This is a genomic window from Flavobacterium sp. I3-2, assembly GCF_013389595.1.
Lineage (GTDB): Bacteria > Bacteroidota > Bacteroidia > Flavobacteriales > Flavobacteriaceae > Flavobacterium.
Genome location: NZ_CP058306.1, coordinates 1,565,105 through 1,581,072 on the forward strand (window position 1 = coordinate 1,565,105; position 15,968 = coordinate 1,581,072).

16 protein-coding genes are annotated in these 15,968 nt (G+C 30.8%); 9 read left to right on the forward strand and 7 right to left on the reverse strand.

The features are described 5' to 3' along the window. Positions 1-36: 36 nt before the first annotated feature. Positions 37-645, reverse strand: coding sequence for a hypothetical protein (locus HW119_RS07375; RefSeq protein WP_177762694.1), 609 nt, complete (start codon positions 643-645; stop codon positions 37-39). Positions 646-736: 91 nt separating this feature from the next. Here HW119_RS07375 and tyrS point away from each other — a divergent pair, with 91 nt between their 5' ends. Then, the gene (tyrS, locus tag HW119_RS07380; RefSeq protein WP_177762698.1) at positions 737-2,029 is read left to right on the forward strand and encodes a tyrosine--tRNA ligase; all 1,293 of its coding nucleotides are present in this window, start codon (positions 737-739) and stop codon (positions 2,027-2,029) included. A 43-nt stretch (positions 2,030-2,072) separates the two neighbouring features. Here tyrS and HW119_RS07385 read toward each other — a convergent pair whose 3' ends face one another. The 6 genes from HW119_RS07385 to HW119_RS07410 form a co-directional block, all read right to left on the reverse strand. Next, positions 2,073-3,056 carry an acyl transferase gene (locus tag HW119_RS07385; RefSeq protein WP_177762701.1) on the reverse strand — a complete coding sequence of 328 codons (984 nt, stop codon included), beginning with the start codon at positions 3,054-3,056 and terminating at the stop codon, positions 2,073-2,075. Between the two features lie 81 nt (positions 3,057-3,137). Next, positions 3,138-3,872, reverse strand: coding sequence for a T9SS type A sorting domain-containing protein (locus tag HW119_RS07390; protein ID WP_177762704.1), 735 nt, complete (start codon positions 3,870-3,872; stop codon positions 3,138-3,140). Positions 3,873-4,059: 187 nt separating this feature from the next. Beyond that, entirely contained in the window at positions 4,060-4,917 is an 858-nt protein-coding gene (locus HW119_RS07395; protein WP_177762708.1) for a T9SS type A sorting domain-containing protein, read from the reverse strand. A 142-nt stretch (positions 4,918-5,059) separates the two neighbouring features. Next, positions 5,060-5,398 (reverse strand): T9SS type A sorting domain-containing protein, encoded by a 339-nt coding sequence (locus HW119_RS07400; RefSeq protein ID WP_177762711.1) that lies wholly within the window; start codon positions 5,396-5,398, stop codon positions 5,060-5,062. A 105-nt stretch (positions 5,399-5,503) separates the two neighbouring features. After that, positions 5,504-6,676, reverse strand: coding sequence for a hypothetical protein (locus HW119_RS07405; protein ID WP_177762714.1), 1,173 nt, complete (start codon positions 6,674-6,676; stop codon positions 5,504-5,506). A 172-nt stretch (positions 6,677-6,848) separates the two neighbouring features. Then, positions 6,849-9,596 (reverse strand): TonB-dependent receptor, encoded by a 2,748-nt coding sequence (locus tag HW119_RS07410; protein ID WP_177762717.1) that lies wholly within the window; start codon positions 9,594-9,596, stop codon positions 6,849-6,851. A 179-nt stretch (positions 9,597-9,775) separates the two neighbouring features. Here HW119_RS07410 and HW119_RS07415 point away from each other — a divergent pair, with 179 nt between their 5' ends. The 8 genes from HW119_RS07415 (at position 9,776) to HW119_RS07450 (ending at position 15,937) form a co-directional block, all read left to right on the forward strand. Beyond that, positions 9,776-10,459: a response regulator transcription factor gene (locus HW119_RS07415; protein WP_177762720.1), complete on the forward strand. Its 684-nt coding sequence runs from the start codon at positions 9,776-9,778 to the stop codon at positions 10,457-10,459. Beyond that, positions 10,459-11,508: a sensor histidine kinase gene (locus HW119_RS07420; protein WP_177762723.1), complete on the forward strand. Its 1,050-nt coding sequence runs from the start codon at positions 10,459-10,461 to the stop codon at positions 11,506-11,508. Before HW119_RS07415 ends, HW119_RS07420 begins: the two co-directional genes overlap by 1 nt. 68 nt (positions 11,509-11,576) lie before the next feature. Beyond that, positions 11,577-12,251 carry a tRNA (guanosine(46)-N7)-methyltransferase TrmB gene (trmB, locus tag HW119_RS07425; RefSeq protein ID WP_177762726.1) on the forward strand — a complete coding sequence of 225 codons (675 nt, stop codon included), beginning with the start codon at positions 11,577-11,579 and terminating at the stop codon, positions 12,249-12,251. After that, the gene (locus HW119_RS07430) at positions 12,251-12,871 is read left to right on the forward strand and encodes an amino acid permease (protein WP_177762729.1); all 621 of its coding nucleotides are present in this window, start codon (positions 12,251-12,253) and stop codon (positions 12,869-12,871) included. Before trmB ends, HW119_RS07430 begins: the two co-directional genes overlap by 1 nt. 172 nt (positions 12,872-13,043) lie before the next feature. Beyond that, the gene (locus HW119_RS07435; protein WP_177762732.1) at positions 13,044-14,171 is read left to right on the forward strand and encodes an Mrp/NBP35 family ATP-binding protein; all 1,128 of its coding nucleotides are present in this window, start codon (positions 13,044-13,046) and stop codon (positions 14,169-14,171) included. A gap of 29 nt (positions 14,172-14,200) precedes the next feature. After that, a complete protein-coding gene (locus tag HW119_RS07440; protein WP_177762735.1) occupies positions 14,201-14,446 on the forward strand; it encodes a NifU family protein in 246 nt (81 codons plus the stop codon). An 89-nt stretch (positions 14,447-14,535) separates the two neighbouring features. Next, positions 14,536-15,588, forward strand: coding sequence for an NAD(P)/FAD-dependent oxidoreductase (locus HW119_RS07445; protein WP_177762737.1), 1,053 nt, complete (start codon positions 14,536-14,538; stop codon positions 15,586-15,588). Between the two features lie 19 nt (positions 15,589-15,607). Further along, positions 15,608-15,937, forward strand: coding sequence for a 2Fe-2S iron-sulfur cluster-binding protein (locus HW119_RS07450; RefSeq protein WP_177762740.1), 330 nt, complete (start codon positions 15,608-15,610; stop codon positions 15,935-15,937). Positions 15,938-15,968 lie beyond the last annotated feature (31 nt).

Below are 15,968 nucleotides of genomic sequence, written 5' to 3' on the forward strand. Positions count from 1 at the left end.
TTTTTTGAGAATTAAATAAATTCAATTTAACTTTTTTTATAATTTGATATAAATTTCACTTTCAGAAAATCCATTTTTCTTCACAAATTCTTTAAACTGCTTTTTGTTAACCGAATATGTTTTTGGATAAATAGAATCGGAAGTTGTTTGATTTGTGATTTCGTCAAGTAATTCAATTTCAGTTTCATTTGTAATTTCGCTCAACGTTAAAAAGTTACTTTTAAAATTTAATTTGGAAACGATCCAATTGTCTTGCGCGTTTTTTACATTCAGAAAATAATTCTGATTTAATTTTCTTAAAACATCACCGTTTTTTAAATTGAAAAGTGTGTCTATAATATTAAATTCTACAATGTAAAGTGAATCTGAAAGTTGAGATAAAAGCTTCATGTTTTCTGATTCCGTATTTTTAATTTCATTCAAAGAAACGGTATCGATGCTAGAAAATGTTCGAGTGATTAAATCACTTTTAATAGATAATTTGTATCCCAATTCCGGATTTGTATAAATTCCTAAAACTCGATTGGGTAATTTAGAAAGGTTTTTCTTTTCGCTTGGTTGTGGCTCTGTAAAGTTTGCAATCGGCTTTTTGCAAGAAGCTAAAGTCAATAAAAAAATTAAAATGGAATATGTTAGATTTTTCATTGTAAGGATTTGTTTTTCTTTGTCTAAAATACATATAATCTTTTTATGCTCTTTTATTTTCGGTTATATTTGCATAAATTAATTTAACAATATGAAAAATTTTATTGAAGAAGTGACTTGGAGAGGTATGCTCCACGACGTAATGCCAGGCACAGAAGAACATTTGATGGAGCAGATGCGTGTTGCGTATGTGGGAATTGACCCAACAGCGGATTCATTGCATATTGGACACTTAGTAGGTGTGATGTTATTAAAACATTTTCAGATTGCTGGTCACAAACCTTTAGCATTAATTGGTGGTGCAACTGGTATGATTGGTGACCCGTCAGGAAAATCAACAGAACGTAATTTATTAGATGAAGCAGCTTTACGCCACAATCAAAATGCAATTAAAGGACAATTAGCTCGTTTTTTAGATTTTGAATCTGATGCAAAAAATGCTGCTGAATTGGTTAATAATTACGATTGGATGAAAGAATTTTCATTCTTAGAATTTATTAGAACTGTCGGGAAACATATAACTGTAAATTATATGATGGCGAAAGACTCTGTAAAAAAACGTTTAAATGGCGAAGCTCAAGACGGAATGTCGTTTACAGAATTTACGTATCAATTGATTCAAGGTTACGATTTCTTACATTTATACAAAGACAAATCTTGTACTTTACAAATGGGAGGGTCTGATCAATGGGGTAATATTACTACCGGAACGGAATTGGTTCGTAGAATGGAAGCAGGTAAAGCGTTTGCTTTAACTTGTCCGCTAATCACGAAAGCTGATGGTACAAAATTCGGAAAATCTGAAGGAGGTAATATTTGGTTAGATGCCGAAAGAACTTCACCTTACAAATTCTACCAATATTGGTTAAATACATCTGATGTTGATGCAGAAAAATACATCAAAATTTTCACATTCTTATCTAAAGAAGAAATCGAAAAGTTAACAGCAGAACATCAAGAAGCTCCACATTTAAGAGCTTTACAAAAGAAATTAGCTGAAGAAATTACGGTAATGGTTCACTCTCGTGAGGATTTTGAAAATGCGGTAAAAGCATCTGGAATTTTATTTGGAAATGCTTCTGCAGATGATTTAAAACAATTAGATTCTAAAACATTTTTAGATGTTTTTGATGGAGTTCCGCAAGCTGAAATTGCAAAATCAGATTTAGAAGCAGGATTAGATATTGTTACGGTTTTAAATGAGAAATCAGGTTTTATGAAATCGAACGGGGAAGCGCGTCGCTCATTAGCTGAAAATTCAATTTCTGTAAACCGCGAAAAAGTTCAAGAAGGATTTACTTTAACTTCAAACGATTTAATTAATAACGAATTTGTTTTATTGCAAAAAGGTAAGAAAAACTATTTTGTTTTGCGTTTCGTTTAAATCATAAAGAAAATGAGTTTCCGCTGAAACTCATTTTTTTTGTTTATTCTAAAACCATTAGGTTGCAACCTCTAATATCTGAATTGTCAAATCGACCTAAAACTTCAAAACTATAATCAGGATATTTTTTTCCTAAATCTTGTGTTGCGATAAACGAACACGAATTGAAATTTGCCAAATCGATTACATTGATTCCTCCTGTTTTTTCATCTTCAAGAATTGTTAATGGGTCTTCGGTGTCACGAATTAAAATATCCATCCAAGGCGGACATTCAAAAATACCATCACCTAAAGAATAAGCTTGAGAAAGTAATTCGGTCATCCCGTATTCCGAATGAATTTTCGGAACTCCAAAACCTTCGCTTAGAATCTGATGTAATTCTTCGCGAATCATTTCTTTGCGTTTTCCTTTCATTCCGCCTGTTTCCATAACGATGGTGTTTTTTAGTTCAAATTTTTGCAATTCGATCAAATCGAATAGGGCATAAGTCACTCCAATTAATAACACATTTTGACCGTCAGAATCAAGTTCGATTAGTTTTTTAGTTAAGGCTTCGTAATCGTTTAAATAAAATCCGCTATCTGGGTGATTTGAGCCTTCGATTAAATCATTAACCATATAAATTAACGAAGATCCATCGCGTTCTAAATAAGATGGTAAAAGGGCTAAAACAGTATAATCTTCGATGTTTCCGTAAAATTTAGAAAAACCATTTCTAAAACTGTATTCGTAAAATGATAAATCGGTTACGTGATGTTTTGAAGTGGCTAATCCTGTTGTTCCGCTACTTGTGAAAGTTTCTTGAATAGGTTCAATTGAACTTAATATTTCTTTTGATTTAAAAAATTCGATTGGTAAAAAAGGAATCTCAGTTAAATGTCTAACATTTGAAGGGTCTTTTTGTAAAAGCAAACAGTATTTTTGATATACTTCGTTATGCTCAAATTGATAACGAAATATTTTCATTGCAGTTTTATGAAACTCTTTGGTGGTGTGGATTGATATAATATCTTCGGCTGTAAACACGATGTTGAATATTTTTTACAAAAGTACAAATAAAAAAAGCATCAACAATTGTTGATGTTTTTTAAGTTATAATAAATTTAATTATTTGATAACTAATTTTCTAGAAGCGTTTTTACCATCTTGAGAAATTTTCATGATGTAAACTCCAGAAGTTAAAGTTGAAACATTTACAGTTTCTTCTGTAGAAGTTTCTAAAACTTTTTTACCTAACATATCATAGATAGCAACATTTTTAGTTCCGATTTCATTAGAAGTAATGTATACTAATTCAGAAGCTGGATTAGGATAAACTTTTAAACCTTCTATGTTATTGTCTTTGATTGAAGCTGTTTCTTCTGTATAAGTAATTGTAATTCCAGCAATTCTTATTTGATTTCCAGAAGTTGCATTAATAGTGTTTTGAAATGTAAATGATTCAGTTGCGGCAATTCCTGAAATGGTGTATGTGTTTCCAACGGCAGTTATTGATGTTGGAGTTGTGCTGCCGCTTAAGAAATAACCTGCGTCTGGTGTGTAATTTGCATTTCCTGTAATAATAATTTCAGAAACAATTATTCCTTCACTAAAATAAAATTCAATTGAATTACCATCTGATTCTCCTGGGTAAAGTCTAATGCTGTTACCATTGGTAAAGTATTTTGCTGGTAAAGACGCGGCATTTTGTAATGTAACAAAATTAATGTTTTCATCGATGTCTCCACTAAGATCATCTTCTTCATTTGCAAAGCCAAATTCATTGAATTGTTTTGTAACTGTTGTTTGCGCAAAACTTACTGAAGTTATTGCAACAAAAAATAAGGTGTAAATTTTTTTCATATTTTTTCTTAAATTTTAATTAAAAATATGAAATTGTTTTTTAAATAGCAAATTTTGTAAATTTAATTTTGTTTTATAGTTAAAGATGTAGTAAGTTTTTATTATAGAAAAAAACTATAAAAACAAAAAAAAATAGGAAAATTCATTAATTGAATTTTCCTATTTATTAAAAAATTATAGCTAAATATTATTTGATAACTAATTTTCTAGAAGCATTTTTACCATCTTGAGAAATTTTCATAATGTAAACTCCAGAAGTTAAAGTTGAAACGTTTACTGTTTCTTCTGTAGAAGTTTCTAAAACTTTTTTACCTAACATATTATAAATTGTAACATTTTTAATACCTAACTCATTTGAAGTAATGTTAATTAATTCAGAAGCTGGGTTAGGATACACTTTTAAACCTTCGATGTTGTTATCTATTGTTGAAGCAGTGTCAATTTCCTCTCCGCTAATTGTTAAGTTGTCGATTCTCCAAGCTCCACCAGTACCATAATTGGTTCCGACAGGTGCGTATGCTTGTGTACCAGGTGCGAAAATAGAAACTAATTTAAAAGTTATTGAACCTTGATTATCAGCTGTAGCTGGTAAAGTAACAGAAACTGGATTGTTAAAATCATTAGCTAATGCTCCGTTGTTGTTTCCTAAAGTTGTCCATGTTGTTCCGTCAGTTGACATTTCATACTGCATCCATTTTGAACCAGTTCCAGATGATCTAGGATCAAATGAAAGTGTTATGTTTTCATAACCAGTAGTACTTAAAGCGAATTGAAAACCAGCTGTTCCGCTATTTGTTCCTTGTTCTGGAAAAGTTTTAATACTGTATCCTTTACCACTTGTAGGGTTACCACCTGGCATTGTTCCATCAGTATTTAAATTAAGTTCAACACCTCCGATAATTCCGAAAGTACCTGTTCCTGTTGAAGGGTTTACTGCTAATGTGTGATCTGCAGCATCAAAATTCCATTGAGTAATGATTTCTGACTGAGCATTTGCAGCAAATGTTGCAGTTAATACAGCAACTAAAGTGTAGATTTTTTTCATATTCAATTTGATTTAAAAAATTATAGTACAAAATTAATTTATTTTTTCTTTAAAACATAAAGTTAATGTAAAATAATGTTAAGTAATTGTTATTTGTGAAATCAAATCTGTAAAAAAGGTTTCTAAAGTAAATAATCCTTAATTATTTAATAACTAATTTACGTGTAGCACTAGTGTTGTTTTCTGTTACTTTAATTAAATAAATGCCAGAATTTAAATTACTTATGTTTATTTCTTTGTTATTTCCATAAAGAATAGTTTCAAAAACTTTTTTTCCTAGCATGTCATAAATTACGACATCTCTTGAATTTGAGTTTTGATCTGTTGAAATGTATATTCTACCAGTTGTTGCAGGATTTGGAAAAATCTGTAAACCTTCTATTCCATCAGTTTTTGTAGAATTGTTTTTTTTCTCTTGAGCAAATCCGCTTAAAGTAATAAATAGAAAAAAAAGAATATATAGGATGTATTTTTGTTTCATAGTATAAATTTTCGATATAAATATAATATATTTTTTTCAAAAAACATACCAAAAAAATAACTCGCTAAAAAAATAGCGAGTTAATTGAAAAATAAATATAATTAGTTATAAACCTATTGTCCAACCTTGAGCCCAAGTTGGCAATGAAGATCCGTTTCCAGCTCCTGTTGCTGCATTGTTTTCTGTATAAATTGCAGAAACATCAACAGTTGCACCAGCGGTAGTTTTTCCTTTTGATTTTGTTGTTACATTCTCAAATTTAACATTTGTTACTTTTAAAGTTCCGTTTGTAACACCTGCAATTGATTCGTCATGTTCAACGTTAAATCCAACTGGGAAATTTTTGATTACAACATTGTTGATTGTTGCTAAAGTTCCAACTCTTAATTTAAATGCATCTGGCTCACTTCCGTCACCTCTACCAATTAAAGTTACGTTAGAAATAGTAGGATTTGAAATTGGAGTTGCTAAGTGATTACTTGAATTGTTATCTGCTTCTACACCACGATTTCCAATATCTGCTCTTTGTTCTCCAAACCAATATTCATTTGTTCCGTTCCAACCTTCTGTCCAGTCAAAAGAATCGTCTTCACTTCCGGTAGAAACGATGTATTTTGTATCAACAGTTCCTCCAAAAAACTCAATTCCATCATCTGAACCTTTGTAAATTTGAACGTATTCTATTTTTGTTCCTTTACCAACTCCGAATAGAGAAAGTCCATTAAATTCTTTTTCAGTACTAAAGTTCGCTCCAGAATATTCTATTCTTAAATATTTGATAGAACCTGAATTGTCGTTTGCGTCAGTTCCACCGTAAGCTAAACCTGTAACTTCTGCTTGAGATGGAATAGCTTTGTTGATTGGTGCTTTTCCGCAAATTACTAAACCTCCCCAACTTCCTGGAGTTTGATTTGTACTTGTCATTACAACTGGGTTTGTAGCTGTACCGTTAACTTCGATTTTTCCACCTTGAGCTACTGCAATGTAAGATGAAGTTCCACCAGAACCTATAATTTTAGTTCCTGCGGGAATAATTAAAGTTGCACTATTTTCTACTATAATTGCTCCAGTTAATTTATATGTTTTTGTTGCATCTAAAGTTACTGTTCCAGATTTGATATTACCTCTGAAATCTTCTGGATTAGCTTTGAAGTCTGAATTGTTAATTGGTTGTTCTTGATTATTATCTGACGAATTGTCATCGCTACTACAGCTTACAAAAGTTACAGCCGACATTAATAATAAAATTCCAAATGCGTTTCTGATTGATTTTTTCATTTTTTTTGTTTTTAATTTTTTATTGTGTTGTGTGATACAAAGATGTATAAGTTTGTTTTTAATTGAGTTATCTAAACTTTATTGAATATTTAAGGAAATGCTTTTTTTATGTAAATAAATTGTTAGCTGTGTAAATAAAAAAAGCAACTCCTTTGAAAGAGTTGCTTTGAGATTAAAAAGAATATTTTACTGAAGCACTTATAAAACGACCTAACTTGTATGATCTAACTAAGATATCTTCGTTTGTGTTTTCTTGTACACGTTTGATTGCTGGGTTGGTTAAGTTTTTTGCATTTAATCCAACAGAGAAATTTTTGTTTAATTTCGTTTTTAAAATTAAGTCTAAACTTCCAAAACCTTTGTCAACTAAATTACCTTTTTGTTCTGTACCAATACTATATAAACGGTCCGAATTATAATTGTAAGCTAAAGTTGCTATTAAATTTCTTTGATTCCATTCTTTAAAATAAGTAACATCAGCGTTTAGTAATAAATTAGATGCTCCTGTGAAACCACTTGTTGAATTGGTAAATTGAGCCGAATAATTTGTTTCTGATTTGATTTTTTCATTATCCAATTCTTGATGCGTTTTCATGATGGCTAAATTAACTCCAGCAGATAATTTATTGTTATCATCGTCATTAAAGTAGAATAAGTTTTTACGAGCTTCAATTTCAATACCATAAACATATCCGTAATTTCCTGAGTTAACAAATGTTAAGTCGTTCGCAGATGATGAAATCGTAATCTTATTGATTGGATTTTGAATGTATTTACCAAAAGCTGTTGCAGATAAAACTTCGTCGTTTTGTGGAAACATTTCCCATTTTAAATCAAAATTATAATCGTCTGATGCATATAAATTTGGGTTTCCACTTTCTACTTCATCAACTTCTTCATAAATAAAAGGAGCTCTTTCTTTAAACTGTGGTAACGTATATGTTTTAGAGAATGCAAAACGTAAATTCTGAGTTCCGTTTAATTCATACTTTAAATTTAAACTAGGTAAGAAAGCATTTTTCTTAAGTGTGTTTTCACCACCTGTAAAATCTAGTTGCGTTTTCCAATCAATTTTTTGATTGATGTTTTCGTAACGAACGCCAACTACAGCAAATAATCTTGGATTTAATTGGTATTCTAAATTCACAAATCCAGCATTGATACTTTGTTTACCATTATAATATTGAGGCTCTAAAGCATTCGGATTGTTTTTGTTTCCACGGAACGTTTCAATGTCAAAATATCCAGCTTCGTAATTTTGTTGGTTAAAGAAACCGTCTAAATTGTTTTCGTCAACTAAATAGTTTTCTTTATATTGATTTGCTAATCTTAAAATAAACTGAGTTGCTTCAAAATTACGTTCTTTAAAACGTCCGTTGTAACCAACAATTAATTTTCCTTTGTAAGAATCGTCTTCGTTTTTATTGAAATTATAATCAACAGAAGCGTTAAAAGCAAATTCTTTTTCTGTTAAACTCTGAAAATATCTATGATTGTCAGATGCTGTTTTTCCAACCAATCCATAACCATTAATATTTTCGTTGTACATTAATTTGTTTTGAGTTCTGTCTGGCATTTCATTTTTAATGTGATTGTAAGCAGCTCCCCAATTGAATGTTGTTTTGTCTGATAAAATGTGTTTACCTAATAATTGATTAACCATCAATTGATTTTGTTCGTAAGTATTTCTATTCAAAATTCCACCTTGTTCCGTTTCTGCAATGTCACGCATATAACCTCTTAAGTTGTCATTTTTTAAAGAAGAAGTGTTTACCAACAAAAAGTTGTAAGAAATGTTGTTGTTTGCATTGATGTCGTAATTTGCATTTAACATTCCAGTTGTGTTGGTGTTGTAACTTGTTGTTTTTTGATATAAATCGTTAGTTGCAATTCCTTGTGCGTTTACCGATTTGTTGATTCCTTCTTTGAATCCGTAATCGTTAGAAAAGGATAGAGTGGCAAATAAATTTAAAATTCCTTCTGTTCCAACTAAGAATTTTTTACCTCCGCTTAAACCTAAATTACCAGCAACTGGAGTTACAGATTTTAATTTGTAAGCATGATTAAAGTTAAATCCATCTAACGAATTATTTGGTTGCTTGTTGTTAGAAAAACCAAAATAACTTCTTCCGTCTTGTAACTGAAAATCTTTATGACCAACTGCGTTTGTGTTGATGTTTGCTCCTAAATCGATATTAAAAAATCCGTTCGAATTATTTTTCTTTGAAATGATATCTACATTTCCTCCAGCAAAATCTCCGTAATTACGTGCTAAATACGTTTTGTCAATTGAGATGTATTCAACAATATCCGTCGGAAAAATATTTAAATTAATATTTTTTGTATCAGGTTTGTTTGACGGAATAGGCAATCCGTTCATGGTTGTGCTGTTGTAGCGGTCACCTAATCCACGGACAAAAATGCCACCTGAACTTTCTTGTTTACTAATTCCAGATGTTTTGGTAACTGCTGTTGCAACATCTCCAACACCTTTTCTAGATAATTCTTGTGAACCAATGTTTTGTTTAATCTCTAAAGATTTGCGTTGCTCATTAAGTAAAGCAGATTCACTTCCTTTATTTGTTTTGACAGTAATAATAATGTCTTCAAGACTGTTGTCTTCGGCTTCTAATGAAACTGTAATAATTTGGTCTTTTGCAGTATTAATTAATACTTCTTTCGTTTTGTATCCAACATAAGATATTTCTAATGTATGAATTCCTTCTGGGGCATCTAAAATAAATTTTCCATTTTCGTCAGAGCTTGCGCCAATTTCCGTACCTTTAATAACAATTGTTGCGTAAGCTAATGGTTCGTTGTTTGAACCTTGGTCTGTAATTGAACCTTTTATTGTTTTGATGTTTTGTGCATAAGTTACAAAACATAATAAAAGAGTTAATAATAAAAATCTGAATTTCATGTGTGTGTGTTGTTAATTTTGAGGCAAAGAAATTGCATATTTATTATTACAATGTTACATGCGAATTAAGAGTTTGTTCCTTTAATGTAATATTAATGTTACTATATTAAATAATTGTAAACTCGAATTTTGAAACAATTTTATATCTAACTTTACAATCAAATAACAACACGAAACAAATGAAAAATAAAGATATTAAGATATTATTAGTCGATGATGATATCGATATTTTAGAAATTGTAGGATTTAATTTAGAAGCTGAAGGTTATGAAATTGTAAAAGCTCATAACGGTAAAGAAGCGGTACAAGTTGCCAAAAAAGAAATACCTAACTTGATTATTTTAGATGTAATGATGCCAGAAATGGATGGTATTGAAGCATGTGAACAATTAAGAAAGATACCAGAATTAAAGAGTACAATTATTACTTTTCTTACGGCTCGTGGCGAAGATTATTCGCAAGTTGCAGGATTTGATTCGGGAGCTGATGATTATATTACTAAACCAATTAAACCAAAATTATTGGTTAGTAAAGTTAAGGCACTTTTAAGAAGAGTTAAAGAAGAGCAACCTTTAAATGATGTCTTAAAAGTTGGTGATATAGAAATTAATCGTGAAGAATATAAAATAGTTAATAACGGAACTGAAATTATTTTACCACGTAAGGAGTTTGAATTGTTTTATTTATTAGCTTCAAAACCAGGAAAAGTTTTTAAACGAGAAGAGATTTTAGATAAAGTTTGGGGTAACGAAGTTATTGTTGGAGGAAGAACAATTGATGTTCATATTCGTAAATTAAGAGAAAAAATCGGAGACGATTTATTTAAAACCATCAAAGGAGTAGGTTATAAATTAGAAATTTAATGGCTTTAAAATATAGAAAATCATACAGATTTGCACTTAAATCAACATCGCTAATCACAATTTTTTCAATTGTGATTTTGTTGTTTTTACAATATGTGTTTTTTGAGATAAACTTCTTTTTTACCTTGGTTTTTGCTTCACTTTTTTTTGTTTTCTCATTTTTTGTGATTCAATATCGAGTTGAAAAATTCATTTATATTGGTATCGAGAAGATCTTTAAAAAAGTTTCCATTCTTGATAAATCGGTTCTGAGAAGTCAACCTATAACAACAGATATGCAAACTTTGATGAATGAAATAAATAAGTTTGCAACCGATAAAAAAATCGAAATCGAATCTTTAAAAGTACGTGAAGAATATCGTCGAGAATTTATTGGGAATGTTGCGCATGAACTTAAAACGCCTTTGTTCACCGTTCAAGGTTATATTTCGACTTTGATTGATGGTGAAATCGAAGACAAAAAAATTGTTGAAAAATATTTGAAGCGTGCTGAAAATGGTGTCGAACGATTAATTGAAATTGTTGATGATTTGGATATGATTACCAAATTAGAATCAAACGAATTAAAATTAGATGTTACGCGTTTTGATATCGTCGAAGCGTTCAAAGATGTTTTTGATATGTTTGAATTAAAGGCCGAGGAAAAAGATATTTCTTTAATGTTTGATAAAGAAAATTATCGTAAAATTTTTGTCAAAGCAGATAAAGAAAAAATAAGTCGCGTTATCATAAACTTAATCGAAAACTCCATTAAATACGGCAAGCCAAAAGGAGTTACCGAAGTTAGTTTTGTTAACTTAACTGACAATAAACTGATGGTTCGTGTTACCGATAATGGTTTGGGAATTGATAGAAAACACATTAATCGTATTTTTGAACGTTTTTATCGAATCGAATCAAGTCGTTCACGCGAAGTTGGAGGTTCAGGACTTGGACTTTCAATCGTAAAACACATCATCGAAGCGCACGACGAACATATTTATTTAGAAAGTAAAATTGGTAAAGGTTCTGAATTTTCGTTTACCATTCAAAAATCTGCATTGTCTTAGTTTACAGTTTTTGATAACTTCAATTAAATGCGAAATTTATTTTATATTTTTGCATAAAATTAAAAAAAGTGGGAAGTAAAAATAAATTGAAACGCTTCAGAGAAAACGAGACATTCGGAAATGTTTTTCAACCAACTCGTGAAGAAATTGTAGACGCTGTTTTTCCTTTAAAAGGAAATTGGAATGAAGAAGTTTTTAAGAACAATAATCCTATTGTTTTAGAATTAGGATGTGGAAAAGGTGAATATTCAGTTGGATTGGCAGCTCGTTATCCAGAAAAAAATTTCGTAGGAATTGATATTAAAGGAGCTCGTTTTTGGAGAGGTGCTAAAACTGCAGTGGAAAATAATTTAAACAATGTGGCGTTTATTCGTACGCAAATTGAATTGATTGAAGATGTTTTTGCAGAAAACGAAGTGTCTGAAATTTGGATTACTTTCCCAGATCCACAAATCAAATATAAAAGAACTAAACATCGTTTAACAAATGCCGAGTTCTTACAACGCTACAAGAAAATTCTGAACGAAGATGGCGTTGTAAATTTAAAAACCGATAGCGAATTTATGCACGGTTATACTTTAGGATTACTTCATGGTGAAGGACATGAGGTTATTTATGCAAATCATGATGTTTATAAAAACGAAGGAGCTCCAGAAGTAGTTACTACTATCCAAACATTCTACGAATCGCAATATTTAGAAATCAATAAAGCGATTACTTATATTCAATTCAGAATTAAATAATGATTTATGTTTATACATTCCTTGTCGGATTGTTTGCGTCAATAGTTGGTACTATTTTACCGGGTTTACTAAATGGTAATATCGTAAAAATAGCTGCTAAAGAAGGACGCAAGAAAGCATATATATTTACCTCAGGAGTTTTAGTAGTCATTTTTTTTCAGACGTATTTAGCTATCAATTTTGCAAGGTTAATTGACCGAAGTGATTTTGTTGCCGAAATAATTCATGAAGTAGGTTTGGCCATTTTCGCAATTTTGACAATTTATTTTTTATTCTTTGCAAAAAGACCAAAAGAAATTAAAGTTAAGAAAGAGAAAAGTGCGAAAAGACGTTTTTTTTACGGAATGTTTTTAGCGGCAATAAATATGTTTCCGATTCCGTATTATGTTTTCGTAAGTATTACAGCGGATCAATATCTCGATTTTGAATTAAGAAATCCATTTACTTCTTTGATATCTTTAGGTGTAGTTTTTGGTTCGGCATTCGTGTTTATGCTGTATTTAAATTACTTTAAAAACAAATCGTTAGAAGAGAATTATATATTAAAAAATATAAACTATTTTATTGGAGGTATTACAGGTATTATTGCCATTTTTACAGCAATAAAAATTTTTTACTAAAAGAGAGCTTCGGTTCTCTTTTTTTTGTCTTATAATGATTTTGATGTCTATTTTTTGCACTTTATTAACTTTATATTTTAAGAAATTCGTGTTATCTTTGTGATTCAAAATTATTCTATATAAGTGCTTGGTTTCAAGTGAAAAACAAGATAAATCATTATCTAAAATTAATATGAAATTAGATCGTAAAGAAATCCTTACCGCATTAGAAACTATTTCTGTTGCAGGCGAAGGTAAAAATATGGTAGAAAGTGGTGCGGTTCAAAACGTAATGACTTTTGGTAATGAGGTTGTGGTGGATGTTACTTTGCAAACACCAGCAATGCATATTAAAAAACGTACAGAAACAGATATTACTAATTTAATTCACGAAAAATTTTCGGCAGATGTTAAAGTAAAAGTAAATATCAAAGTTGAAGCTCCAGAAAAACCTGAAATCAAAGGGAAATCAATTCCTGGAATTTCAAATATTATCGCCGTTTCTTCAGGAAAAGGTGGTGTAGGAAAATCTACTGTTACTGCAAATTTAGCAGTTACTTTAGCTACAATGGGATTTAAAGTTGGTGTTTTAGATGCTGATATTTACGGACCTTCAATGCCAATTATGTTTGATGTTGAGAAATCTCGTCCAATCTCTGTTGAAGTTGATGGAAAATCAAAAATGAAACCAATTTTAAGCTACGGTGTTGAGTTACTTTCAATCGGCTTTTTTACAAGTCCTGACCAAGCGGTTATTTGGAGAGGACCAATGGCTTCAAAAGCTTTGAATCAAATGATTTTTGATGCTGATTGGGGTGAATTAGATTTCTTATTATTAGATTTGCCTCCAGGAACAGGTGATATTCATTTGTCATTGATGCAATCGTTACCAATTACTGGTGCCGTTGTAGTTTCGACTCCGCAAGCTGTTGCTTTAGCAGATGCTAAAAAAGGAGTTTCGATGTTTATGGCAGAAAGTATTAATGTTCCGGTGTTAGGAATTATTGAAAATATGGCGTATTTTACACCTGCTGAATTGCCAGAAAATAAATATTACATTTTCGGTCAAGAAGGTGCAAAAAATTTAGCTCAAGATTTAGAAGTTCCATTCTTAGGAGAAGTTCCAATTGTTCAAAGTATTCGTGAAGCTGGTGACTACGGAAGACCAGCAGCTTTACAAGTTGATTCTCCGGTAGGTGAAGCTTTTGTTCAAATTGCTCGTAATGTTGTAGAACAAGTGGTACGTCGTAACGAATCTTTACCTCCGACAGAAGCTGTAAAGATTACTACAATGGCTGGATGTTCTCCGTCAAAAAAATAATTGAATTTTAGATTCATAAATAAAAAACTATGTCTACAGAAAATATTAGATTAAATGTAGAAAAAGCATTAGAAGAAATTCGTCCTTTTTTAAATTCAGACGGGGGTGATATAACGCTAATTTCTATAGAAGATGATAAACACGTAAAGGTTCGTTTAGAAGGAGCTTGTACTTTGTGTAGCGTGAATCAAACGACTTTAAAAGCTGGAGTTGAAACAACAATTAAAAAATACGCTCCAGAAATTGAAACAGTCGTAAATATAAGTGAAGAATAAGATTTTCAATATTAAAACAGTGATGAGTAGCTGATATTTATCACTGTTTTTGTATTTGAATCTACTTAATTTTACCAAAAATTATAAAGATGATTGAAACAGATATATTAATAATTGGAGCTGGTCCAACAGGATTGTTTGCTGTTTTCGAAGCCGGATTATTAAAACTAAAATGTCATTTAATAGACGGATTGCCTCAACCTGGAGGTCAATTAACTGAATTATATCCCAAAAAGCCAATATTCGATATTCCTGGCTATCCATCTGTTGGAGCTGCGGAATTAATCGATAATTTAATGGAACAAATCAAACAATTTGAACCAGGTTTTACATTAAATGAAGTTGCTGAAACTATTGATAAATTAGAAGATGGAACTTTTATAGTTACAACAAATAAAGGAACTAAACATCATGCAAAAGCGGTTGCAATTGCTGGAGGTTTAGGGAGTTTTGAACCTCGTAAACCTGTTATCGACAATATTGCATTTTATGAAGATAAAGGGGTTGAATATTTTGTTAAAAATCCAGAACTTTTCAGAGATAAAAAAATTGTAATTGCCGGAGGTGGTGATTCTGCTTTAGATTGGAGTATTTTCTTAGCAGATGTCGCTTCAAGCGTAACTTTAGTTCATCGAAGAAATGAATTTCGTGGAGCTTTAGATTCTGTCGAAAAAGTACAAGAACTAAAGAAACAAGGGAAAGTTAATTTGATAACTCCTGCAGAAGTTATTGAGGTACACGGAGAAAATCATGTAAATGCTTTAACATTGCAGATTGGAGATGAAAAACAACAAATCGAAACTGATTATTTTATTCCTCTTTTTGGATTAACGCCAAAATTAGGACCTATTGCAAATTGGGGATTAGAGATTGAAAAAAATGCGATTAAAGTAAATAACGCATTGGATTATCAAACAAATATTCCAGGTATTTACGCAATTGGCGATGTTAATATTTACCCAGGTAAATTGAAGTTGATTTTGTGTGGATTTCATGAAGCAACTTTAATGTGCCAAAGTGTTTATAATTTAATCAATCCGGGTAAGAAATATGTGTTGAAATATACAACTGTTTCTGGAATTGATGGATTTGATGGAACTCGTAAAGAAGCTGAAAAAGCAGTTGTAAAGTCAATTGATTAATTAGTTAAATCAAATTTTAATGAACGATATTAAAATTACAATTATAGACAGAGAAGGTGTTTCACACGAAGTTGATGCACCAACCGATATGAATATGAATGTGATGGAATTGATTCGTGCGTACGAATTAGCTCCAGAAGGAACCATTGGTATTTGTGGCGGCATGGCAATGTGTGCATCTTGTCAATGTTATGTCTTGAATGATGTAGAATTACCCGAAATGTCAGATGATGAAGAAGCGATGCTTTCTGAAGCTTTCAATGTAAAAGAAAATAGTCGTTTAGGTTGTCAAATTCATATAACTCCAGAAATCGAAGGTTTGCTTGTAGAATTAGCGCCTGAAAATTAATTTTAAAAAAATTAACAAAAAACTTGATATT